Annotated in this window: 18 protein-coding genes; 10 read left to right on the top strand and 8 right to left on the bottom strand. The window is 61.3% G+C overall.

Translation table 11 applies throughout. The features are described from left to right. Positions 1-757: 757 nt before the first annotated feature. Positions 758-3,442 (bottom strand): hypothetical protein, encoded by a 2,685-nt coding sequence (locus ABQX22_RS20755; RefSeq protein ID WP_349801733.1) that lies wholly within the window; start codon positions 3,440-3,442, stop codon positions 758-760. A gap of 341 nt (positions 3,443-3,783) precedes the next feature. On the opposite strand from ABQX22_RS20755, the gene poxB reads away from it, so the two are divergent. The 8 genes from poxB (at position 3,784) to ABQX22_RS20715 (ending at position 13,165) form a co-directional block, all read left to right on the top strand. After that, a complete protein-coding gene (gene poxB / locus ABQX22_RS20750) occupies positions 3,784-5,505 on the top strand; it encodes a ubiquinone-dependent pyruvate dehydrogenase (protein WP_349801732.1) in 1,722 nt (573 codons plus the stop codon). Positions 5,506-5,797: 292 nt separating this feature from the next. Further along, the gene (locus tag ABQX22_RS20745) at positions 5,798-6,649 is read left to right on the top strand and encodes a MurR/RpiR family transcriptional regulator (RefSeq protein ID WP_349801731.1); all 852 of its coding nucleotides are present in this window, start codon (positions 5,798-5,800) and stop codon (positions 6,647-6,649) included. 68 nt (positions 6,650-6,717) lie between these two features. After that, on the top strand, positions 6,718-7,272 hold the full coding sequence (gene ddpX / locus ABQX22_RS20740) for a D-alanyl-D-alanine dipeptidase (RefSeq protein WP_349801730.1): 555 nt from the start codon (positions 6,718-6,720) through the stop codon (positions 7,270-7,272). A gap of 189 nt (positions 7,273-7,461) precedes the next feature. Next, positions 7,462-9,018 (top strand): ABC transporter substrate-binding protein, encoded by a 1,557-nt coding sequence (locus tag ABQX22_RS20735; RefSeq protein WP_349801729.1) that lies wholly within the window; start codon positions 7,462-7,464, stop codon positions 9,016-9,018. A 165-nt stretch (positions 9,019-9,183) separates the two neighbouring features. After that, positions 9,184-10,200 carry an ABC transporter permease gene (locus ABQX22_RS20730; RefSeq protein ID WP_349801728.1) on the top strand — a complete coding sequence of 339 codons (1,017 nt, stop codon included), beginning with the start codon at positions 9,184-9,186 and terminating at the stop codon, positions 10,198-10,200. Continuing rightward, positions 10,200-11,099, top strand: a complete 900-nt coding sequence (gene ddpC, locus ABQX22_RS20725) for a D,D-dipeptide ABC transporter permease (protein ID WP_349801727.1) — start codon at positions 10,200-10,202, stop codon at positions 11,097-11,099. The genes ABQX22_RS20730 and ddpC overlap by 1 nt, the downstream gene beginning before the upstream one ends. Before the next feature lie 2 nt (positions 11,100-11,101). After that, positions 11,102-12,145: an ABC transporter ATP-binding protein gene (locus ABQX22_RS20720; RefSeq protein WP_349801726.1), complete on the top strand. Its 1,044-nt coding sequence runs from the start codon at positions 11,102-11,104 to the stop codon at positions 12,143-12,145. 75 nt (positions 12,146-12,220) lie between these two features. Next, entirely contained in the window at positions 12,221-13,165 is a 945-nt protein-coding gene (locus ABQX22_RS20715; RefSeq protein WP_349801725.1) for an oligopeptide/dipeptide ABC transporter ATP-binding protein, read from the top strand. Between the two features lie 53 nt (positions 13,166-13,218). Here the strand turns inward: ABQX22_RS20715 and ABQX22_RS20710 are convergent, their stop codons facing one another. The 7 genes from ABQX22_RS20710 to urtA all read right to left on the bottom strand — a co-directional run bounded on the left by ABQX22_RS20710 (position 13,219) and on the right by urtA (position 20,303). Beyond that, on the bottom strand, positions 13,219-13,566 hold the full coding sequence (locus tag ABQX22_RS20710; protein WP_349801724.1) for an FmdB family zinc ribbon protein: 348 nt from the start codon (positions 13,564-13,566) through the stop codon (positions 13,219-13,221). Positions 13,567-13,715: 149 nt separating this feature from the next. Next, positions 13,716-14,945 carry a formamidase gene (gene fmdA, locus ABQX22_RS20705; RefSeq protein ID WP_349801723.1) on the bottom strand — a complete coding sequence of 410 codons (1,230 nt, stop codon included), beginning with the start codon at positions 14,943-14,945 and terminating at the stop codon, positions 13,716-13,718. A gap of 170 nt (positions 14,946-15,115) precedes the next feature. Then, positions 15,116-15,805 carry an urea ABC transporter ATP-binding subunit UrtE gene (urtE, locus tag ABQX22_RS20700; RefSeq protein WP_349801722.1) on the bottom strand — a complete coding sequence of 230 codons (690 nt, stop codon included), beginning with the start codon at positions 15,803-15,805 and terminating at the stop codon, positions 15,116-15,118. 10 nt (positions 15,806-15,815) lie between these two features. Then, positions 15,816-16,577: an urea ABC transporter ATP-binding protein UrtD gene (gene urtD / locus ABQX22_RS20695; RefSeq protein WP_349801721.1), complete on the bottom strand. Its 762-nt coding sequence runs from the start codon at positions 16,575-16,577 to the stop codon at positions 15,816-15,818. After that, positions 16,574-17,752: an urea ABC transporter permease subunit UrtC gene (urtC, locus tag ABQX22_RS20690; RefSeq protein WP_349801720.1), complete on the bottom strand. Its 1,179-nt coding sequence runs from the start codon at positions 17,750-17,752 to the stop codon at positions 16,574-16,576. The genes urtD and urtC overlap by 4 nt, the downstream gene beginning before the upstream one ends. Positions 17,753-17,949: 197 nt before the next feature. Next, a complete protein-coding gene (gene urtB / locus ABQX22_RS20685; protein WP_349801719.1) occupies positions 17,950-18,867 on the bottom strand; it encodes an urea ABC transporter permease subunit UrtB in 918 nt (305 codons plus the stop codon). A gap of 191 nt (positions 18,868-19,058) precedes the next feature. Continuing rightward, on the bottom strand, positions 19,059-20,303 hold the full coding sequence (gene urtA, locus ABQX22_RS20680) for an urea ABC transporter substrate-binding protein (RefSeq protein ID WP_349801718.1): 1,245 nt from the start codon (positions 20,301-20,303) through the stop codon (positions 19,059-19,061). A gap of 360 nt (positions 20,304-20,663) precedes the next feature. On the opposite strand from urtA, the gene ABQX22_RS20675 reads away from it, so the two are divergent. Next, positions 20,664-24,065, top strand: coding sequence for an ATP-binding protein (locus tag ABQX22_RS20675; RefSeq protein WP_349801717.1), 3,402 nt, complete (start codon positions 20,664-20,666; stop codon positions 24,063-24,065). After that, complete coding sequence (locus ABQX22_RS20670) at positions 24,040-24,705, top strand: response regulator (protein WP_349801716.1); 666 nt, start codon at positions 24,040-24,042, stop codon at positions 24,703-24,705. The genes ABQX22_RS20675 and ABQX22_RS20670 overlap by 26 nt, the downstream gene beginning before the upstream one ends. Positions 24,706-24,778 lie beyond the last annotated feature (73 nt).

The following is a 24,778-nucleotide window of genomic DNA, read 5'->3' as shown; positions in this document are numbered from 1 at the left end:
TAGCCCTGCGCGACGATTTTTTTATGAGCTCTCGATTTGAATTATTAGCACGGATTGACAGCAAGTTTTTTAAGATCCTGGTGCTGCAGTCTTCTTAGTATCATAGGATCTTCGGATTCAAGTACGTCAAGGTATTCAAGCTTCGGAGATGGATTTTTTGAAAAAACTAAATACCCAACGGAATTTCCTAAATCAAAGCAGCCATTGGGTCCTTTGATATATTTCCGTGGCGCATAATTTTCTAACGTTGCTGCCGAAGAGTAGTGGTCATAAATCTCAATATCATTGATTTTTCCAAGCAGAAATTCACTGGGCTTGGAATGTTCAATAATAGAACGAGTATCAAAAGAAAATACTAATTGCTGAAGATTTCTGAATGCATTCGCGCAGTTTCACTGTATGATTCTTCGAGTTGCAAGTTTAATCCGCAGACCCCGGTGGTCATTCGGGCACCATTATAATTGTTTCTCGTATCTAAATAAGCACAGTCAATGAGCACTTGATGGTGCTGTACCTTTAAAGTTAGGTATTGAACATCTCTAGCAAGAACCATGAGAGCGGGTGATCCATTTATTTCCAAGAGGTTCCGACTGACATCATATTCTTCGCCGGTAATGTTTTGGTATAGTGTCTGGATCCCGTTTTCGCTGAGAACTATACTTCCCTTCGGTTCTCCGTCGAATATTTCGCTGGCTTCTGCCGTAGAGATAGTTATAAAAAAAACCACTGCCTTACAAAATCGCTCTACTATAAGCATTTAAAACTCCAAAGGCAGTTGAGACGTCTGCTTCAGAATAGATTCAAATTTCTCTGCATAAGACGCGAGTAAGTGTTGTTGATCTGTGCCGTTAATAATGCGTCTTGATGATGAATAGTCTATGCCGCCGGCATTCAGGTAGTCCCCTAGTTTTTTTCCTGTGAATAACCCTTTTTTCATACCAATGATCATAATGGGTACGGCGTATTCAAATTTTGCTGCAGCATCCGGATTCACGACAAAATCGAACGCCATGACATCTGAAAACCTTTGATAGTTGTTTTTCCAAGTCAAGTGTACGCCGCCACGACCTCGATACTTAAGTCCGTCTCCTTCATTGATGTTGCCATGTGCTACTGCTCTTTCGCGAAGTTTAGCAGTCGGCCCGCGAACTGGATCGTATTTATTAAAATAGGTAACATCGCCGACTTCAGGCTTTTCGCTGAAGAACTCTCCTGAAAGAAAGTGGTAGGCTTCATGTCGATAGGTTGCTAGCATGTAAGATATTTCGTAAAGATTTGGTTTGCTTGTACTGAATTCGTAATACTTGTTTATCTGCGAAATAATCTGCCTTAGGTTGTCCTTAGATACTTGGCTCAGAGCGCGAGTCCCTGGCGCAAAAAGCGGATGTAGTTGTTCATAACGCTCTAAAAATTCCTCCACATTAATCAACCCTTGGGGGTGGGTGAAACACCCCACCAACCCCACCGGATGAAGGTGATACACCTTCCCATCTTCCGGCAACCCAAGTTTCCCGGCGACCTCATCCCACCAGCAGATCTGCTGAACCCGTTCCTTTTCCGCCAGCCAGTTGCGCAGTGGCGTCGAGTTGCTGTGGCCGACCAGTTCATCCAGCCCGTCCCATTTGTTCGGTATGTATTTCCACTCGCTTTCGGCGTAGATGATCAGTTGCGAAATCGATTGGGCAAGCGCCGGCAGGCTGAGGGCGGCTTGCAGTTCTTTGGAGGTGATGACGCCGTCGCCAGTGCGGTCGATGAGGTTGCGCAGGCGGGTTTTCAACGGGCCGGTATCGCCCAGATCGGCCGTTGATCCAAAGCGTTGCAGCTCGCCTTCGTTCATCTGGCCGGTGGCGCGGCGGAAGGAGGCCAGCAAGGTGCGGGGGTTGTCCCAGTTATAGATCACCTCGTGGTTTTCCCACGACCACGGGCTCACCCAGGGAGTGGCGTTGTCTTCGCAGACCCAGCCATCGAGCAGGTTGTTCTCGGCGTCGTGCAGCAAGCCGTCGATTCGATACCAGGTGCAGGCGTTGTTTCCGTCTGTGGCGGAGACTTTGATTTTCTTGTCGGCGGGCAGGCCATCGAGCAGGGTTTTCGGCAGCAACGCCTCACCCGCGCTGGGTGTGTTTGGCGCTTTCAGGCTTGGAGGCTGTTGGGCGTTGAAACGGTCCTGATGCGCGACGACGGGGGTGCCTTTGGCCAGCTTGAGCCAGGTCTTGCTGCTCGGGGGCAGACGCTTTGCCCAGGCGCGGCTGGCTTCGATAAAGCTGTCCACCACGTCGGTGTTGAACACTTCCAGGTGCAGGCGCTGTTCCGGGTGTTCGACGGCGCTGTCCTGATACCAGCCGATGTGGCCGATCAGTTCGCCCGCCTTGATGGCTATCGGCTTGTCGAGCACCACCACCCGATCCTGCAGAGGCTCGCGCGCGCCTTGCAGCGAAGCGAAATGCACGTATTGGTTTATGCGCTCCAGCTTGCGGTATTCGCCGTCGCCGCTGACGGTCACTTCGGTGCCGCTGTGCAACTGGCCGATGGATGGACTTTCACGGCGGCCATCAGCCCGGACGTTAAGCGGACCTTTCTGCGTCACGACGCGGTATTGGCCGTCGGCAATGGGCTGCAGAAAACTGGCCGCGACATAACCTTTCAGCGAACCGTCAGGGTTTTGCAGCGTCTCCGGACCTCGGGTGTTTGCCAGCCTGCGGAAATCCCCATCCCCGCTGACAGCGACCTGCGCACCACGGGGCAGGAACCCGATCACCGCGCCATTCTTGGCCTGGTTTCGGACGTTCAGGCCGCGCTCTTTGAGCTTCGCAGGATTGGCATCGTTGGCCGACTCACTGACCTGACGGGTTGCGCCTTCCGGCCAAAACATAGGCCGTGCGATGTTCGCGTCGTCCTGATAAGCAGCCCAGTCCTGCAAATGCATGTACAGGCTGTAAAACGTCAGGCTTGGCGGGGTGTCCGGGCTGCCGTCGATCTTCGGCGGCTGCAGCCGGTGGCGGACCAGCACGAAATTGCGCGAGAAGGGTTTGTTCACTAACAACTTTTCGACCCAGAAGGGCGTGGTGGGTGTCTGGCGATCCATGCGATATGCCACCACCTCACCGTCCGCCAGACAATGCACGCTGGACTGGTCGACAGTCCCCGCCGTGCCGCCATCGAAATGGACACCGCCGTGCCACAAACCGCTGATGCCCAGCGGGTAATAACCGGCGGCGGCCTTGGCCAGGTGGGTCAATTGGAGTAACGGGTTCTGAGCGCTCTTGAAGGGATGACTCCAGCTCTTGACCGGCGGCAGAGTGTCAGCCTGCGGTTCGGGAGCTATAGGCAAAGGAACCGGGCGCCCGTCAGGGGTCGGCAGTATCGGCATACGCGCTTGCCGACGTTGCTGCCGTTCGGTTTCGCCACCGCCAAACAATTCGTTTTTTAACCACTTCAACATCATCAATTCGCTCCTGCGAGGGACGGACACCTGCCCCAAACGGCTCACGAGCAGAACAACGCGGTGCTCGTTTTCGCAGTGGAAAATAAGCGTGCACCGGCCGAAATTCCATGGCGAAAAGACGATCAAGAACGGTCCGAGGAATTTAAGAGATGCGTCCTACAACGGCCCATGACGACGTCGCCTGGATCACCCCGGACCCACGGCTCCCCCCTGAATCACTGAACTGTCAAACCGCGTGCTTGTCGATTTGAGACAACGCTCGACACCTGGCGCCTTCACCGCAGCCCACATGGCTGCCGTCAGGCCGAGCGCTCACCCGCATCGACAAGGAACTCACCCCTATGTCCAGCAAAACCGTCGCCGACTACCTCGCCCATACGCTGCTTGCCGCCGGCGTCTCCAAGATCTGGGGCGTCAGTGGCGACAGCCTCAACGGCCTGACCGACAGCCTGGAACGCCTGGGCAAGATCAAGTGGATGCACACCCGCCACGAGGAGGTCGCCGCGTTCGCCGCCGGTGCCGAAGCGGCTGCCACCGGCCAGTTGGCGGTGTGCGCCGGCAGTTGCGGACCGGGCAACTTGCACCTGATCAACGGCCTGTACGATTGCCACCGCAGCCGGGTGCCGGTGCTGGCGATTGCCGCGCAGATCCCGTCCTCGGAAATCGGCCTGGGTTACTTTCAGGAAACCCATCCCACCGAGCTGTTCAAAGAATGCAGCCACTTCGTTGAAGCGGTCAGCAGCGCCGAGCAGTTCCCCAAGGTGCTTGAGCGAGCCATGCGCGCGGCCATCAGCCAGCGCGGCGTTGCGGTGATCGTGATCCCGGGCGACGTGGCGCTGAGCGAACTGCCGGACATCAAGGCGGCGTGGGTCGATCACGAACCGGCGCTGGTGACACCCACTGAAAAAGACCTGCAGCGCATCGTCGATCTGCTGGACAAATCCAAGGCCGTGACCATCCTCGCCGGGGCAGGGTGCGCCGGTGCCCACGATCAGGTGGTTGCCCTGGCCGAGAAGCTCAACGCCCCGGTGGTGCACGCCCTGCGCGGCAAGCAGTACATCGAATACGCCAATCCCTATGACGTGGGCATGACCGGTCTGATCGGTTTCAGCTCCGGGTATCACGCGATGATGGCCTGCGACGCGCTGGTGATCCTGGGCAGCAGCCTTCCATACCGCAATTTCTACCCCGAGAAAGCCCAGGTCATCCAGATCGACATCGACCCCACCGCGCTGGGCCGTCGCGTAGCGCTGACCGTGGGCGTCACGGGCGGCGTCAGGGAAACCGTCGATGCCTTGTTGCCCAAGCTCAAGGACCACACCGACCGACGCTTCCTCGACAAGGCCCTGGATCACTACGCCAAGTCCCGCGAGGAACTCGACGAGCTGGCCACGCCGTCTGCCGCCGGTCAGCCGATCCACCCGCAATATCTGACACGGCTGGTGGACGCCTACGCCGATGCCGACGCCATCTTCACCGTGGACGTTGGCACCCCGACCCTGTGGGCGGCGCGCTACCTGACCATGAACGGCAAACGCTCGCTGATCGGTTCGTTCAACCACGGCTCCATGGCCAACGCCATGCCCCAGGCCTTGGGCGCTAAAGCGGCGGACCCCAAGCGCCAAGTGGTGGCCTTGTGTGGCGACGGTGGTTTGTCGATGCTGCTGGGCGACCTGCTGAGCGTTCGCCAGTTGGACTTGCCGATCAAGATGGTGGTGTTCAACAACAGCTCGCTGGGCTTTGTCGCCATGGAAATGCAGGCCAGCGGCTACGTGCCCCACGACACCGATTTCGACAGCACCAGTTTCGCCAACATTGCCATTGGCGCAGGGATTCTGGGGATTCGCGTGGAGGACTCGGCCGACCTGCCCAATGCCTTGAAACGCGCATTCGAGCACCCAGGCCCGGTGCTGATAGACGTGGTCACTGCCAAGCAGGAACTGGGTCTGCCGCCGAAAATCAAGCTGGCCCAGGCCAAGGGCTTCAGCCTGTTCATGCTCAAGGCCGTTATGAACGGCAAGGCGGACATGGTGCTGGAATTGGCGAAGACCAATCTGCGCTGAGAAGCGTGCTTTACATCGTGCGGATCGATCTCACGCGCTGCGAGGGATCGATCTACAGACTTGCCGTGGCGCGCAAGTGCGCTTGTAAATAGCGAATTAATTGCCCCCAAAAAGCGCATTTCACCTCCCTCCCGCACCACCCTGAATCACCAAAACCCCCATCTGAAAACTTCTGAAAATAACCGTTGTAACGGAGAAATTTCGGGTGTTATGTTGGTAACATCCTGTAGCGAAATGCACGGTAGATAACATTTATTACCCTTCGCTTAGTCAAATTTCCGGCCGAAATCCCATGCAGAAAAGCACGTTCCTCGACACGCTGGAGCAACGTTTCACCAGCCTGACGCCGACCGGCAAACGTATTGCGGGCTATCTGCTGGCCAATCCGCAGACGCTGCCGTTCGAGACCGCTGACAGCATCGCGCAGCAGACGGACACGACCGGCATTTCCGTGGGGCGGTTTTTGCGGTCGCTCGGTTACCGCAATCTGGATGACGTGAAGCAGAGCCTGCGCGGGGACACGGGTAACCCGTGGGTGATCACGGACCGGCTGGGCGCGTTTCGGGAGGAGGGCACTCATGGCGATGCGCTGGAGCGCTCCATGAATCGCGAGATCGAGGCCATCCAGCGCGTCTACGAACTGGCGCGCAGTGACGTGTTCACCCGGATCATCGAGCGACTGCACAGCGCAGACGCGGTGTTCATCGTCGGGCTGCAGACCACCCGGGGAATTCTCAACGCGTTTTTCAGCCACCTGGAGTACATCCGGCCCAAGGTGTATTACGTCGATGGTCTGTCCGGGACCTACGCCGAATCCTTGAATTCGCAATTCGAAAACCCCTACGCGCTGATCGCCGATTTCCGTACCTATTCCAGCGTGACCCGCACGTTTTGCCAGGTCGCCAGCCAGCAGGGTTTGCCGCTGGCGTTCATCACCGATTTTCACTGCCCGTGGGCGCGGGATTACCCGATGGACCTGTTGCAACTGCAATCGGACGTTGGGCAGTTCTGGGATTCTCTGGCGCCGCTGACGTGCCTGTTCAACCTGATGGTGTCGGCGGTGGCCGAGCGCTACGGCGACCGGCTGGATGAGCGGCTGGCGAAGAACCGGCAGTTGCAGCAGCTGTTCGGGCAGTTCGAGTAAGCAACAGACGCCGGGCAAACCCCGGGCCATGACCGTATTCAGTCGCAGTAGAGTGTGGAGTGCGTTACGTGAACAACCCTTTATTGGAAATCGATGCCCAGGCCCTCGGGCTTGAAATCGACCTGATCTACGCCGGTGTCGACAACCTGGCCGGCAAACAGATTTATCAGGACCCGCGCTGCCTGCTGCACCGCGACGCCGAAGTCTGCCTGCGAACGGCCAGCCGCCTGGCCCGTCAGGCCGGTTTGCGCCTGAAGATTTTCGACGCGTACCGCCCGCCGTATGCGCAATACCTGCTGTGGGAAGCGCTGCCCAACCCCGAATACGTGCGCGACCCCAGCCTGGGCTCGCACCACAGCCGCGGCGTTGCCGTGGACCTGACGCTGATCGACGCCGACGGCCAGGCGCTGGACATGGGCACCGGGTTCGACGACATGCGCGAGCAATCTCATCCGTTCTACGCTGACCTGCCGCCTGAGGTGCAGCGCAACCGCCTGCTGTTGCTGGGGATCATGCTCGGCGCGGGCTTCACCTACATGGACAGCGAGTGGTGGCATTTCGAGCTGCCCAACGCCGACGATTACCCGCTGATCGACGACACCTCGATCAAGCCGGCCCATTAACTAAGCAGCACCCGCCACACCTGACCGGGACGCACAAGATCCCGGCGTGAATCTGGCGACTCGCGACGGGAAGACCCTGAGCGAACGCCATGTCGAACGCCCGAAAGAGCGGTCGAGCTTTAACTGCCCGGTAAAGCGACAACAACAAACCTGACGAACTTTCCCACATTGAACGATCAAGGAACCGGCATGAAATCATTCACTTCCCCCCGCACGCTGGCGATGGCAGTCCTCTGCACCGCCATGGGCCTTGGTGCCTGGCAGTCGGCCAGTGCCGCCGTGCCGCAGGACACCTTGATGATCGGCAAACCGTCCGATCCGCAGACCCTCGACCCGGCCGTGACCATCGACAACAACGACTGGGCCGTGACCTATCCGTCCTACCAGCGGCTGGTCACCTACAAGGTCGAGAACGGCAAGGGCAGCACCGAAGTGGCGGGCGAGCTGGCCAGCAGCTGGACCACCTCGGCCGACAGCCTGGTCTGGGAATTCAAGCTCAAGCCCGGCAATAAATTCGACGATGGCGCCGAGGTCAACGCCGAAGCGGTGAAGTTCTCCTTCGACCGGGTGATGAAGCTCAAGCAGGGCCCGTCCGGCGCATTCCCGGACGACATGGCAGTGTCGGTGGTCGATCCGATGACCGTGCGCTTCACCCTGAAAACCCCGTATGCGCCGTTCCTCTCGACCCTGGCCCACAACGGTGCGGCCATCGTCAATCCGGACGTCGCGAAGAAACCCGAAGGCGCCGACGCGTACCTGTCGACCCACACCGCAGGTTCCGGTGCGTTCAAACTGGTCAGCTGGCAGAAGGGCCAGACCCTGACGATGGACCAGAACCCCAATTACGCCGGCACCAAACCGACGCTGAAAAAGGTGGTGATCAAGATCATTGGCGAGGCCTCGGTGCGTCGTCTGCAACTGGAGCACGGCGACCTCGACATCATCGAAGACATGCCCGAAGACCAGCTCGAAGCGCTGGGCAAGAAGCCTGGCATCGTGGTCGGCGACTACCCCTCATTGCGCGTAACGCTGTTGTACCTGAACAACAAGAAAGCCCCGATGAGCGACCCCAACGCTCGCCGCGCCATCGTCGAAGCGCTGGATTACGACGGCATCATCAACGGCATTCTCAAAGGCAAGGCCAAGCCCATGAACGGCCCGATCCCCCAGGGCATGTGGGCTTACGACGAGAAGCTGCCGGTGCCGAAACAGGACGAAGCCAAGGCCAAGGCGGACCTGGCCAAAGTCTCGCCCAAGCTCAGCAACCTGAACTTCATGTACTCGGACAAGGACCCGAACTGGGAACCCATCGGCCTGACCCTGCAAGCCAACCTGCAAGCGGTGGGGGTGAACCTGAAGATGGAGAAACTGGCCAACGCCACCTTGCGTGAGCGGCTGGGCAGCGGTGATTTCGACGTGGCCATCGGCTCCTGGAGTCCGGATTTTGCCGACCCGTACATGTTCATGAACTTCTGGTTCGACTCCAAGCTGCAAGGCCTGCCGGGCAACCGCTCGTTCTACAGCAACCCGGAAGTGGACAAGCTGGTGCGTGACGCCGCGGCCGATAACGACATCGCGCAGCGCACCGAGATGTACCAGAAAGCGCAGAAAATCGTGATCAACGACAGCGCCTACGCGTACCTGTACCAGAAGGCCTACACCTTGCCCATGAGCGATAAGGTCAAGGGCTACGTGTTCAACCCGATGCTGGAACAGGTGTTCAACGTCGACACGATTACCAAGTAAGTCACCACGCCCTGTAGGCGCGAATTCAATCGCGCCTCATCCCCGTAGGAGCGAATTCATTCGCGAAAAGGGTTCAGGCGATGGAGATGGATCGTCTGTACTGCCTTCTCGCGAATGAATTCGAGCCTACAGGGAGTCGTTACACGGCTTCGACCGAGGTGCCTGATGGCCTTCCTGACAACTGTACGCAAACGCCTGTCCGGCCTGTTGCTGGTGGTGTTTGGCGTTTCACTGATTACCTTTTCGATCTCGCACCTGATCCCGGGCGACCCCGCGCGTCTGATCGCCGGCGACCGGGCCACGGACGAGATCGTGCAGCACATCCGCCACCAGTTGGGGCTGGATTTGCCGCTGTATCAGCAATACGGGCGCTACATGCTCGACCTGTTTCATGGCGACCTGGGCACCTCGATCCGCACCAGCCGCCCGGTGCTGGAGGACCTGCAGGCGTTCTTCCCGGCGACCCTGGAACTGGCGCTGGCGGCGCTGATGCTGTCGATCCTGATCGGCGTGCCGCTGGGCGTGTTGTCGGCGGTCTACCACAACCGCTTCATCGATCAGGTGGCGCGGACCCTGGCGGTCACCGGGATTTCCACCCCGGCGTTCTGGCTCGGGTTGGGCCTGATCCTGCTGTTCTACGGCCACCTCAACTGGCTGCCCGGCAGCGGACGGCTGGATGAAGGCCTCGACCCGCCGCGCACGGTCACCGGTTTTTACCTGATCGACGCGCTGCTGATGGGCGACATGGCGCTGTTTTCCAACGCCGTGCAGCACCTGATTCTGCCGGCCATCACTCTGGGCTTCGTCAATCTGGGGGTGGTGGCGCGGCAGATTCGCTCGGCGATGCTGGACCAGCTGGGCGAGGATTACATCCGTACCGCCCGGGCCTACGGTCTGTCGAAATGGGCGGTGATTCTGCGCCACGCGCTGCCCAATGCATTGATCCCGTCGGTGACCGTGCTCGGCCTGACCCTGGGCGACCTGCTGTATGGCGCGGTACTGACCGAGACCGTGTTCGCCTGGCCGGGCATGGGCGCCTACGTGGTCAAATCGATCCAGTCCCTGGATTTCCCCGCCGTGATGGGCTTCGCGATTCTGGTGTCGTTCATTTATGTGCTGCTCAACATGCTGATCGATCTGCTGTACCGCCTGATCGACCCGCGCATCCGCGAGGTGAACTGATGTCCGCACCGATTTCCGCCCCCGTCGTCGCGCCGCTGCCCCAGGCCGCGCGCTGGCAGGACACCTACGCGTATCTGGCGCACCAGATCCGCCGCAGCCCGCTGACTATGGCCGGGTTACTGATCACCCTGATGGTGCTGCTGTGCATGATCTTCGCGCCGTGGCTGGCGACCCATAACCCCAACGCGCTGGACCTGACCCATCGCCTGGCGGCCCCGTCGTCCGCGCACTGGTTCGGCACCGATGAAGTCGGCCGCGATTTGTTCAGCCGGGTGTTGTACGGCAGCCAGCAATCGGTGGGCGTTGGCCTGTTCGTGGCGTTTGCCTCGTGCTTCGTCGGCGGCTTGCTGGGCTGTATGTCCGGGATCATCGGCGGGCGGTTCGACGGCCTGATGATGCGCCTGATGGACATCATGCTCTCGGTGCCGTCCCTGGTGCTGATCATGGCGCTGGCCGCGGCGCTGGGCCCGAGCCTGTTCAACGCGATGCTGGCGATCACCCTGGTGCGGATTCCGTTCTACGTGCGTCTGGCGCGGGGCCAGGCCCTGAGCATCCGCCAGATGGGTTACGTGAAAGCGGCCGAGACCTTCGGCGCCGGGCGCTGGCACATGGTGCTCTGGCACGTGGCGCGTAACGCCATGCCGCCGCTGCTGGTGCAGTTGAGCCTGGACATCGGCGCCGCGATCCTCATGGCCTCGGCCCTGGGTTTCATCGGCCTCGGTGCGCAACAGCCAACGGCGGAGTGGGGCGCGATGGTCGCCACCGGGCGCAACTACATCCTCGATCAATGGTGGTACTCGACCTTTCCCGGCGTGGCGATCCTGATCACCGCCACCGGGTTCAATCTGCTGGGCGATGGCGTGCGCGACCTGCTCGACCCTCGGCAACAGGGGAAATGACCATGCATACCCACGCTCCCATAACGCCTGCGGTACAGGCGCCGGTGCTGGCCATCGACAACCTGTGCATCGAATTCCCGGCGTACAAGAGCACAGTCAAGGCGCTGAACGGCGTGACCCTGCACGTCAATCCCGGCGAGATCGTCGGCGTGATCGGCGAGTCCGGTTCCGGTAAGTCGGTCACGGCCATGCTCAGCCTGCGCCTGCTGCCGGAGCGCTCGTATCGGGTCAAAAGCGGCAGCCTGAGCATCCTCGGTCGCGACATGCTGCTGGCCAGGGAAAAGGACCTGCTCAAAGTCCGTGGCCGCGACGCCGCGATGATTTTTCAGGAGCCCATGACGGCGCTCAATCCGACCCGGCGCATCGGCCGGCAGATGCTGGACGTGATCATCCATCACCAGCGCCTGAGCAAGGCCGAGGCCCGGGCCAAGGCGGTCGCCCTGTTGCGCGACATGCACATCGCCGACCCCGAGCAGATCATGGACAGCTACCCCTTCGAACTGTCCGGCGGCATGCGGCAGCGGGTGATGATTGCGCTGGCGTTTTCCTGCGATCCGCAGTTGCTGATCTCCGACGAACCGACCACCGCGCTGGACGTGACGGTGCAGCGCCAGGTGCTGTTGCTGTTGCGCGAGAAAGCCCGCCAGCGGGGCACGGCGATTCTGCTGATCACCCATGACATGGCGCTGGTTTCCCAGTACTGCGACCGGGTCTACGTGATGTACACCGGCGCGGTGGTGGAGCAGGGCGTAACGTCCGAGGTCATGGCTGACCCGCGTCATCCGTACACACAAGGGTTGCTCAGCGGGTTGCCGGAGCAAGTCGAGCCGGGCACGGAGTTGATGACCATTCCCGGGCAAGTGCCGAACCTGTCGGCGCTGCCGGAGGGCTGCACGTTTCGGGATCGCTGCGCGTATGCGATGCCCAAGTGCGTGGAGCGTCCGCCGCTGATGGCGGTGGGTGAATCGGGTGATCGTAAAAGTGCCTGTTGGTTATCCGAGCCCGGCCTCGCACATTCCGTTGGAGCGAGGCTTGCCCGCGAATGAATAGTGACTGCCGATGGATTCGTATTGGGTTCACTCCCTTCGCGGGCAAGCCGCGCTCCAACAAGTAGGCCGATAATGACGATTCTCACCCTCGAAGACATCCGCGTGCATTTCCCCGTCCGCAACGATTGGCTAGGGCGGCCGAAAACCGTGGCCCATGCGCTGAACGGCATCGACCTGCAGGTCCGCGCCGGGGAAACCCTGGGCGTGGTCGGCGAATCCGGCTGCGGCAAGAGCACCCTGGCGCAGCTGCTGATGGGGTTGATCAAACCGACATCGGGCGCGCTGAGCTGGATCTACAACGACGCCCGGGAGCGCAGCAGCAACGTGCAGATCGTGTTCCAGGACCCGCAGTCGTCGCTGGACCCGCGCCTGCCGATCTGGAAAATCATCACCGAGCCGTTGTTCGTGCAGCGTGCCGCGCCGCGTCGGGACATGCGCGAGATCGCGGCCAGGGTTGCGTCCCAGGTCGGCATTCGCCCCGAATACCTGGACCGCTTTCCGCACCAGTTTTCCGGCGGGCAGCGGCAACGGATCGCCATCGCCCGGGCCTTGTCGTCGGACCCGGACATCATCGTGCTGGACGAGCCGACCTCGGCGCTGGACATCTCGGTGCAGGCGCAAATCCTCAACCTGCTGGCCGAACTGCAGCGCACGCGTGACCTGACTTACATCCTGATCTCGCACAACGTTTCCGTGGTTCGGCACATGGCCGATCGGGTGGCGGTGATGTACCTCGGGCAGATCGTCGAACTGGGCAGCGCCGCCGAGGTGCTGGAACGCCCGCGTCATCCGTACACGCAGTTGCTGCTGGAAGCGGTGCCGCGTCTCGGGGTGCCGGTGGACGATACGCAGATTGCTGCGCCCACGGAGTTGCCGGGCAACCGGAATCTGCCCACCGGGTGTTTCTTCCGCGACCGCTGCCCGAAGGCGACCGTGGGGTGCGAAAAGCCGCAGGCGTTGTTGCCGGCCAAGGGAGGCGGGGAATGGGTGCGTTGTCATCTGGCGTCGACTCACTGACACCTGGCCGCCGGCCCTTTATCTGACAGGGCCGGTTGCAGGCGTTGAGTCGATCAGTGGCTGATCATCCACGGGCGGCCGGCGGGCTTGCCTTTCAATGCGTGGGGATTGGCTTTGGTGGGGGCCAGTTTTTTCGTCGGGCCGCAGCAGCTGCAACCGCTGGGGTGGCCACGGCTTTCCTTGTACTGGTCCACGGTTTTGGGCGCGTGGGCGCTTTGTTCGTTGCGGGCGATGGCGCTGCGGGTGTTGCCGGCCATGGTGCTCAGGCCCGGCGCGGACAGAATCACCCGCAGGCTGGACGCGCCACATGCCGGGCACTCGCACGGCAGCGCGCTTTCGGCCATGGGCCGCAGTGAAGTGAAATCCCCGCAGTCAGGGCAGTCGTATTCGTACAGGGGCATGGCGGCAATCCTCAATGTCTCAGAGTGTGCGATCCCTGTAGGAGCTGCCGAGCCGCCGAAGGCTGCGATAGCGTCCTTTCTGACACACCGCATCGCAGCCTCGCGCTGCTCGTCAGCTCCTACAAAGAGCGGATCTGCATTTCCAGCGCTTACTTATCCTGCGCAATCGGCAGATCCACGGTGCCGTCGATGAACTTGGTCGGGCCGTTGGCGTTGGGGTTGATGTCGAACTTGAAGATCTCCGTCGGCAGCCACAGGGTCGCGCAGGCGTTGGGGATGTCCACCACGCCGCTGATGTGACCCTGTACCGGGGCCGAGCCCAACAGCGAATAACCCTGGGCCGGCGAGTAACCGAACTTGGTCATGTAATTGATCGCGTTCAGACACGCCTGGCGGTAGGCGACGTTGACGTCCAGGTAGTGCTGCTGGCCGGCTTCGTCGACCGAGATGCCTTCGAAGATCAGGTAATTGTTGTAGTTCGGCACGATAGGGCTTGGCTTGAACACCGGGTTCTTGATCCCGTACTTGGCCATGCCGCCCTTGATCAGCTCGACGCGCATGTGCACCCAGCCGGCCATTTCGATGGCGCCGCAGAAGGTGATTTCGCCGTCGCCCTGGCTGAAGTGCAAGTCGCCCACCGACAGGCCTGCGCCGTCGACGTAGACCGGGAAGAACACTTTCGAGCCCCGGGACAAATCCTTGATGTCGCAGTTGCCGCCGTGTTCACGGGGCGGGACTGTACGCGCGCCAGTGGCAGCGGCGAGGTCGCGGGCCGGGCCTTTGAGCTTGCCCAGGTGCGCGGTGCTGGCGCAGGGCGGGCAGGCCAGGGCCGGGACGCGGTCCGGGTCGGTGTCGATCAGTTCCTGTTCGCGGCGGTTCCACTCGGCGAGCATCTTGTGATCGGGCAGGCAGCCGATCAGGCCCGGGTGAATCAGGCCGGCGAATTCAACGCCGGGGATGTGCCGGGAACTGGTCATCATGCCTTTGAAATCCCAGATGGATTTCTGTGCCAGCGGGAAGTGCTCGGTGAGGAAGCCGCCACCGTTCTGCTTGGAAAAGAAACCGTTGAAGCCCCACTGCGAATCGGTACGGGCGCCGATGTCCAGCAGGTCAACCACCAGGAGATCGCCGGGTTCTGCGCCATGCACGCCGACCGGTCCCGAGAGGTAATGCACGGTGGTCAGGTCGACGTCGCGCACGTCGCTGGCGTCGTCGTCGTTCTTGATCGCGCCGGCGGTCCAGTCGTAGGTTTCGAGGATGAAATCATCCCCCGGCTTCACCCAGCAGGCCATGGGGATGTCCGGGTGCCAGCGGTTGTGGATCTGCTCGTTTTCGGTGACAGGCTGGTTGAGGTCGACTTTGATCAAGGTATCGGTCATGGGGGTTCTCCTTGGGTTTCGGGTCAATCCGATAGAAATGGGGTGGTCCGGCTGACGTCTTCGCGGGCAAGCGCGCTCCTACATGCGCGTTCGCTGTAGGAGCGACCGGGGTGGCGATCCACTTTGCCCGCGATGACGTCGGATCAAACAACAAAAATCTTCGAGGCCTCTTACACCGACAAATACCGACTGATCGTCGCTTCATCGACATTGGCCCGGGTTTCTTCGATGACGAAGCGGCCTTTCTCGATCACCAGCAAGCGGTCGGCGATTTCCAGGGTGAAGGACAGCACCTGCTCGGACACGACGATGGTCAGGTTGCGCAGGGTGCGGATCTCTTTGAGGGTGCGGGCGATGTCCTTGATGATCGACGGCTGGATGCCTTCGGTGGGCTCGTCGAGCAACAACACCTTGGGGTTGGTCGCCAGGGCCCGGGCGATGGCCAGCTGTTGCTGCTGGCCGCCGGACAGGTTGCCGCCGCGCCGGCCGCGCATGTCGAACAGCACCGGAAACAGCGCGTACAAATCTTCCGGCACCTTGCCACCCGCCGAGGCGGGCAGGCCGGTCTGGATGTTTTCCAGCACGCTCATGGACGGGAAAATCATCCGGCCCTGGGGCACGTAGGCCATGCCGTGGGCGACCCGGTTGTGGGTTTCCATGCCGGAGACGTCCACGCCGTCCAGCTGCACCTGGCCGCCCCATTGCGGCAGGATGCCCATCAGGCTCTTGAACAGCGTGGTCTTGCCCATGCCGTTGCGGCCCATGACCGCGACGATCTCCTGTTTCTGCACCGAGAGGTTCAGGTCATGGAGAACCTGGCTCTGGCCATAACCGCACGCCAGCTGCTGAATGTTGAACATGCTGCGCTCCTTAATGGCCCAGATAGACTTCGATGACTTTCGGGTTGTTCTGCACCGACTCCATGCTGCCTTCGGCCAGCACTTTGCCCTGATGCAGCACCGTGACCTTGTGCGCGATGCTCTTCACAAACTCCATGTCGTGCTCGATCACCAGCACCGAGCGGCCCTGGCTGATGCGGTTCAACAGGTCGGCAGTCTGCGCGCGCTCGCTGACACTCATCCCGGCCACTGGCTCGTCGAGCATCAGCAGCTCCGGGTCCTGCATCAGCAGCATGCCGATCTCCAGCCACTGCTTCTGGCCGTGGGACAAAAGCCCGGCCTGCTGATGCAGCAACTCGCCCAGAAAGATGTCGGCGGACACCTGCTTTACCCGGTCCAGCACCTCTTGGGTGCGCTTGAAAAACAGCGCGCCGAACACCGAGCGACCGGCTGGAAACGACATCTCCAGGTTCTCGAACACACTCAGGTTGTCGTAGATCGACGGCGTCTGAAATTTACGTCCGACACCGGCGCGGACGATGTCGTACTCGTTCATTTTGGTCAGCTCGCGGTCCTTGAACTGGATGCTGCCGCCGGTGGCGCGGGTCTTGCCGCAGATCAGGTCGAGGACCGTGGTCTTGCCTGCACCGTTGGGGCCGATCACCACACGCACTTCGTTGCGGTCGATGTACAGATTCAGATCGTCCACCGCCTTGAAGCCGTCGAAGGACACGGTCAGCCCTTCGATGGCCAGGACCGGTTTGTTCATCTGGAAGCCTGTGGGGCTGGTCATGGCTGAATCTCCAACGGGCTGGCGGCTTGCTTGTCAGCGGAGGCGGGGGTTGGCGTGATGACCGGGGCAGGGGACATCATCGCCGGTGCGGCTTTGCGCTTGCCTGACAGCCATTTACGCTCGTGGCTTTCCCACAGACCGGCCAGGCCGTTGGGGAAATACATGACCACGGCGATGAACAGCCCGCCCATGAGGTACAGCCACAATTCGGGGAACGATTCGGAGAAATAGGTCTTGCCGTAGTTCACCAGTAGCGAGCCGTACACCGCGCCCAGCAGCGACATGCGCCCGCCGACCGCGGCGAAGATCACCATCTCGATGGACGGCACGATGCCGACGAATGACGGCGACATGAAGCCCACCTGCAAGGCGAACATCGCCCCGCCGATGGCCGAGAAACACGCCGCAACGCAGTACACGAAGACCTTGAACGCAGCGACGTCGTAGCCGGAAAACCGCACGCGCTCTTCCTTGTCGCGCATGGCCATCAGCAGCCGGCCGAGCTTGGAGTTGAGGATGAATTTGCCGAACAGGATGCAGGCGAACAGTAGCCCGGCATTGATGAAGTACAACAGCAGCTTGGCGCTGTCGCTGCGGATGTCCCAGCCGAGCAGGGTCTTGAGGTCGGTGATGCCGTTGACGCCACCGGTCAGGCCTTGCTGGCCGATGATCAGCACCGTCAGGATCAGGGCGATGGCCTGGGTGACGATGGAGAAATACACGTCACCGACCCGCCGGCGGAACAGCGCAGCGCCGATGATCAATGCCAGCAGCACCGGCGCCACGATCACCGCGATCACGGTGAAAGTGAAACTGTGAAACGGCACCCACAGCCAGGGCAGTTCGGTGATCTGGTTCCAGTCCATGAAGTCCGGAATGCCCGGGGTCGACTGGATCTTGGTGCTTTCCGGGTCGGACGCTTCCAGCTTGAGAAACATCGCCATGCAGTAGCCGCCGAGGCCAAAGAACACCCCTTGCCCCAGGCTGAGAATGCCGCCGTAGCCCCAGCACAACACCAGGCCCACCGCGACGAACGCGTAGGTCAGGTATTTGCCGACCATGTTCAGGCGGAAGGCGTCGAGGGTCAGCGGGAAGACCACCAGAATCAGGGCCGCGAGGATCAGCAGGCCAATCACGCCCTGGCGTCCACCGAGCATTTTGTTTAGCGCGTTCATTACTTGGCCTCTCTTGTCGAACTTGGGCAACTCATGAATGTGATTGCCGACCGCGAACGGTGGGACGGAGCTTGCTCGCGAGGGGCCAGTCCCTGCGATCCATGCTCTGCAAGCCATCGACCCGAATCGCGAGCAAGCTCCCTCCCACAGAAGCGGGCTTGCCGCACGACACCGGGCGCTTCTGCCAGCACGCACACTTATTTACGAACCTTGCTGGCAAACAACCCTTGCGGGCGCATCAACAGGATCAGGATCACGATGGACAGGGTCAGGACCTTGGCCATCGAGCCACTCATGAAAAATTCCGACAGGGACTGGGTCTGGGCAATGGCGAACGCCGAGGCGATGGTGCCGAACAGGCTGGCCGCGCCGCCGAAGACCACCACCAGGAAGGTGTCGACGATGTACAGCGAACCGGCGGTGGGGCCGGTGGAACCGATGGTGGTGAACGCAGCACCTGCCACGCCGGCAACACCGCAGCCCAGGGCGAAGGTCATGCGGTCGACCTTGCGGGTGTTGATGCCCACGGCCCGGCTCATGATCCGGTTCTGCACCGTGGCGCGGACATGCAGGCCCCAGCGGGTGCGGTACAGCATCAGGAAAATGCCGCCGGTCATCAGCACGGTCAGGCCCATGACGAACAGGCCGTTGCGCGGGATTTCGATGGCATCGGTGAGGTTGACCGCGCCCATCAGCCACTCCGGCGGGTTGGCGCTGACTTCACGGGCGCCGAAGATGGAGCGGAAGGCTTGTTGCATGACCAGGGACAGACCCCAGGTCGCGAGCAGGGTGTCGAGCGGTCGGTGGTAGAGGCGACTGATCATCACCCACTCCACCACCCAGCCAATCGCACCGGCCACCACGAACGACAACGCGATGGCGAAGAAAAAGTAGTACGGCTGCATCCAGGGCGCATAGGTTTGCACCAGGGTCGACAGCATGTACGTGGTGTAGGCGCCGATGGTGAGGAATTCACCGTGGGCCATGTTGATCACACCCATCTGACCAAAGATGATCGCCAGCCCCAGGGCCATCAACAACAGCACGCAGAACACGGAAAGCCCGTTGAACCCCTGCATGGCCGCGATGGCACCAAATTCCGATAGCCATTCCATGATGATGGTCTCCGAGGTGAAAAGTTGATTGGCCACCCACCTGTAGGAGCGCCCGGGGTGGCGTTCCACCTTGCCCGCGAATGCCATGTGTCAGGCGCTAGAAATGCAGCGGATGTACTGACGTCTTCGCGGGCAAGGTGGGTCGCCACCCCGGTCGCTCCTACAAAGGACCGCGCCGTTTTCAGCAGCTGTTACTGATAACCCTTCGGAAACGGATTCGGCTCAATCAGATCCGACTCGTACACCACTTTGAACTGGCCGTCGGCCTGGACTTCGCCGATGCGGGTCTTGCTCCACAGGTGATGGTTTTCGTGAATCTTCACGTAGCCTTCAGGCGCGGTTTTCAGCTCGATGCCGGGGGAGGCGGCGACCACTTTGTCGACGTCGAAACTGCCGGCTTTCTCGACCGCGGCTTTCCACAACCACGGACCGAGGTAGGCGGCCTGGGTCACGTCGCCCATCACTGAATCCTTGCCGTACTTGGCCTTGAACGCCTCAACGAAGGCTTTGTTGTTGGGGTTGTCCAGGCTCTGGAAGTACTTCATGGAGGCGTAGAAGCCCTTCATGTTTTCGCCGCCAATGCCCAGCAGCTCGTCTTCGGTGACCGACAGGGTCAACAAGGTCTGCTTGGTGGAATCGACGCCCGCCGCTTTCAGCTGTTTGTAGAAGGCCACGTTGGAGCCGCCCACGACCGCAGCGAAGACCACGTCAGGCTTTTTCAATTTGACTTTGTTGATCAGCGAACCGAACTGGGTGTTGCCCAGCGGGTAGTAGTCTTCGCCGACCACAGTGCCGTGCAGCACGTTTTCGATGTGCTTGCGGGCGATCTTCATCGAGGTGCGCGGCCAGATGTAGTCCGAGCCGATCAGGTAGAATGTCTTGGCGCCCTTGGTCTTGGCGATCCAGTCCAGGCTGGCGAGGATCTGCTGGGTGGCTTCTTGCCCTGTGTAGATCACGTTTTTCGACTGCTCCAGCCCTTCATAAAAGGTCGGGTAGTAGAGCAGGCCGTTTTCTTTCTCAAACACCGGCAACACCGCTTTACGCGAGGCCGAGGTCCAGCAGCCGAACACCGTGGCCACCTTGTCGCCCACCAGCAGCTTGCGGGCTTTTTCGGCGAAGGTCGGCCAGTCGGACGCGCCGTCTTCCTGGATGATCTTGATCTGGCGGCCGAGGATGCCGCCCGAGGCGTTGATCTGGTCGATGGCCAGGCGTTCAGCCTGGATCGAACCGGTTTCCGAGATCGCCATGGTGCCGGTGGCCGAGTGCAGCTGGCCGACGGTCACTTCGGTCGGCGTGACGGCGAGGCCCGTGGTGTTGGCGTCATCGGCCAGGGTCATCTGGCTGAACACGCTGGCTGCGATCAGCGAAAGGGCTGCCGCACCCAATGCCAGCCGTCGGGGGAAAAAGCGCGTGGGGCCTGTCAGTCGTGAATCCATGTTCCCGCTCCTGTGCTGGTGATTCGCGACAGGCCGGGTAAGGGCCGTCGCGAGCTGCGAGCAAGCATGAGCGTGACGGCGTCCACGAGGTATACGCAGCGTGACGTATGCGCGTACGTCATTTGACGTAGGGCCGGGAACTCTCGGGAAAGGCATGATTGCGCCCGCGGCACAGAAGTTGCTGTTTCAAAGCCGGGCGCTGAACCCTAACCTTGTTGGAGCGAGGCTTGCCCGCGAATGCGATGTAACAGTAGAAAAAGATGTATTGAACGGACGTACCTCTTCGCGGGCAAGTCGGAACGCCGCCCGCTCGCCCCAACAGGGTGGGGCGAATTCGCTCTTCTCATCAGGAACCACTCAGTGCGCCCCTCCGGCTCTCAACGCATCATCAAGGTGCGCCGCGATTACAATCGTCTGGTCGCCGACGAGACCATGGAAGACTACGCGCTGCGTTTCACGCCCAAGTCCTTCCGCAAATGGTCGGAATTCCGCATCGCCAACACCGCGGTCGGTGCCGTGTCGTTTCTGGCGCTGGAGGCCATCGGCGGCGCGCTGGTCATGAGTTACGGCTTCACCAACACGCTGTGGGCGATCATCGCCATGGCGGTGGTGATCTTTCTCACCGGCCTGCCCATCAGTTATTACGCCGCCCGTTACGGCGTGGACATGGACCTGCTGACCCGTGGCGCCGGCTTCGGCTACATCGGCTCCACCATCACCTCGCTGATCTACGCCAGCTTCACCTTTCTGTTCTTCGCCCTGGAAGCGGCGATCATGGCCCTGGCGCTGGAGCTGTACACCCACATCCCGCTGGCGCTGGCCTACGTGATCTGCTCGATCATCGTCATCCCGCTGGTGGCCTACGGCATCACCCTGATCAGTCGTTTGCAGATGTGGTCGCAGCCGTTATGGCTGACGCTGTTGATCGTGCCCTACGTGTTCGTCATCTGGAAAAACCCCGACGCGCTGTCGGACCTCACCAGTTTCGCCGGGCGCGAAGGCGAGGGCGGGACCTTCAATCTGTTGCTGTTCGGCGCCGCGTTCAGTGTGGCGCTGTCTCTGGTGACGCAGATTGGCGAGCAAGTGGACTACCTGCGCTTTCTGCCGGAGAAAACCCGCCGCAACCGCAAGCGCTGGTGGGCCGCGCTGCTGATGGCCGGCCCGGGCTGGGTGATTCCCGGCGCCCTGAAAATCATGGCCGGTGCCTTCCTGGCGTTTCTTGCCCTGCAACATCAAGTGCCCATCGAGCGCGCCGCCGAGCCGACGCAGATGTACCTGGTGGCCTTCAACTACGTGTTCATGTCGCCGGAATGGGCGCTGGCGGCGATGGTGCTGTTCGTGATCATTTCCCAGATCAAGATCAACATGACCAACGCCTACGCCGGCTCCCTGGCCTGGTCGAATTTCTTTGCGCGGGTCACCCACAGCCACCCGGGGCGGGTGGTGTGGCTGGTGTTCAACGTGGCCATCGCGCTGATTCTCATGGAGCTGGGCGTGTTCGACGCCATCGAGGAAGTGCTCGGGCTGTACGCCAACGTCGCCATCGCCTGGATTGGCGCGCTGGTGGCTGATCTGGTGATCAACAAGCCGTTGGGGCTCTCGCCCAAACACATCGAATTCAAGCGCGCGCACCTGTACGACATCAACCCGGTGGGCGTCGGCGCGATGTTTATTGCGTCACTGCTGTCCATGTGTGCCCATTTCGGTGCGCTGGGGGAAGTGGCCCGGGCCGCACCGCCGCTGATTTCCCTGACCACCGCAATGATTGCCGCGCCGTTGATCGCCTGGCTGACCCAAGGCCGCTATTACATCGCCCGGGACAGCGACCCCGTATTGCTGTTCCCGCTCGGGCGCCAGACCAGCCTGCGCTGCGGCGTGTGCAGCAACAGTTTCGAAACCCCGGACATGGCCTGGTGCCCGGCCTACGGTTCGCCTATCTGCTCGTTGTGCTGCTCGCTGGACGCCCGCTGCGGCGATCAATGCAAAACCCGTTCGCGGCTGTCGATGCAGTTCGAGGACTTCGTCGCTCGCCTGTTGCCCCGGCTGCCGCGCGAGTACCTGCACACGCGCCTGGCGCAATACCTCGGTTTGTTGACCGTGCTGGTGCTGACCCTCTCCGGGGCGCTGGCGATGATTTACAGCCAGGTGTCCCACGGGTTGATCGATCAGTCGCCCCAGGTGCATCACACCCTGATGCTGGCGTTTCTCAAGGCTTTCCTGACCTTTTGCGTGTTCGCCGGCGTGCTGGCCTGGTGGGTGGTGCTGACCCGTGAAAGCCGGCGCGTGGCGCTGGAAGAATCCGAGCGGCAGACGGCGCTGCTGATGCAGGAAATCGAAGCGCACCACAAAACCGACCAGGCGCTGCAGGAAGCCAAAGAGGCCTCGGAAGCGGCCAACGCGGCCAAGAGCCGTTACGTCACCGGGCTGTCCCACGAGCTGCGCACGCCGCTCAACAGCATTCTCGGTTTCACCCAGATTTTGCAGCGGGACACCGCCACCCCGAGCAAGCATCTGGATTCCCTGGCGACCATCATGCGCAGCAGTTCGCACCTGTTGTCGCTGATCGACGGCCTGCTGGACGTGGCCAAGATCGAAGCCGGCAAACTGCGGCTGGAGCCTTCGGAAATCCTGTTCCGGGAGTTTCTCAACGACCTGCAGAAAATGTTCGCCAGCACCGCCCGGGAGAAGGGCCTGCACTTTCGCCTGGAGCTGATCGGGCGCATGCCGGAAGTGGTGCGCGGCGATGAAAAGCGGGTGCGGCAGATCCTGATCAACCTGCTGGGCAACGCGATCAATTTCACCGACAGCGGCGAGGTCTGCCTGCGGGTCAGTTACCGGCGTGAAACCGCGACCTTCGACATCATCGACACCGGGATCGGCATCGCCCCGGAGCAGATCGAGCGCATCTTCCAGCCCTTCGAACGCGGCGGGCTGGTGCGCCAGGACAACGGCGTCGGCCTGGGGCTGACCATCACCCGCATGCTCACCGCGTTGATGGGCGGCGCCTTGTCGGTCAGCAGCCAGCCGGACGAAGGCACGCGGTTTCAGGTGCGGTTGTTTCTGTCGGAAGTGCGGGTGCCCAAGGCGATCATCGACGTCAACCACGACGTCATCGGTTACGACGGTCATCGACGGTTGATTCTGGTGGTGGACGATCACATCGAGCACCGCAAGGTCATCAGCGGCATGCTCATGCCGCTGGGGTTCGAGGTGGCGCAGGCGGCCAACGGGCAGGAGGCGGTGCGGCAGGTGTCGTTGCTGCACCCGGACCTGATCCTGATGGACCTGTCCATGCCGGACATGGACGGCTGGGCGGCCAGCCGCATGATTCGCCGCAACGCGCTGTCCCTGGCGCCGATCATCGTGCTGTCGGCCAACGCCAATGCCTTTGCCGACGACAAGGAACGCAGCTTGCAGGTGTGCAACGACTACCTGGCCAAACCGGTGCATCTGCCGCAACTGCTGGACCGCATTCAGCACCACCTGCAACTGACCTGGCAGCGGCGTTTGCGCACTGACCCGTTGCGGGTCCACGCGCCGGGGGTGTTGCCGTCCCGGGAGGATCTGGAAGAGCTGTATGAACTGTGCGGCCTGGGCTACATCCGTGGCATCCAGCAAAAACTCGATGCCATCGAGCGTGACAGCAGCAACAGTGCCGGCTTTGTCACCGGCCTGCGCACCCTGGCCTCAGGCTTTCGCCTGGATGAACTCAGTCTTCAATTGAAGGAGGCGCTCAATGGACGCTATGACCCGAGCCGCTGAAAACGGCGTGATCCTCATCGTCGACGACGTGCCCGATAACCTGGCGCTGCTGTCCGATGCGCTGGACGAGGCGGGCTACATGGTGCTGGTGGCGCTGGACGGGCTGAGCGCGCTGACCCGCATCCAGCGCCGGCGCCCGGACCTGATCCTGCTGGACGCCGTGATGCCGGGCCTGAACGGCTTCGATACCTGCCGGCAGATCAAGGCGCAACCGGACACCGCCAACATCCCGGTGCTGTTCATGACCGCGCTGACCGACAGCGAGCATGTGGTGCAGGGTTTCGAGGCCGGGGCCATCGATTACGTGACCAAGCCGATCCAGTGCGCCGAAGTGCTGGCGCGGGTGGCCTCGCATTTGCGCACCGCACGGATTCTGCAATCGGCGCGCACGGCGTCGCAGCCGGTGAGGTTCGACGACAAATCGGCGTACGGCAAACTGTCCGGGCGCTTCCAGCTGACCGACCGGGAAATCGAAGTGCTGCGCTGGGTGTCCTGCGGCAAGACCAACAAAGACATCGCCGACATCCTGCAATTGAGCCCGCGCACGGTGAACAAACACCTGGAACACATCTACATCAAACTCGGCGTCGAAACCCGCACCGCCGCCACCTCCGTGGCCATGGCGGCGATGACGGGGTGAGCAGGGCGTTCAGTCATCGCCGTGGGAGGGAGCTTGCTCGCGATGAGGCCCGAACCTCCGCTGCATCTTCCGC

The sequence above is a fragment of the Xanthomonas sp. WHRI 1810A genome (genome assembly GCF_040202885.1).
Classification (GTDB): Bacteria; Pseudomonadota; Gammaproteobacteria; order Pseudomonadales; family Pseudomonadaceae; genus Aquipseudomonas.
This window is presented reverse-complemented; position numbering and strand designations above follow the sequence as displayed.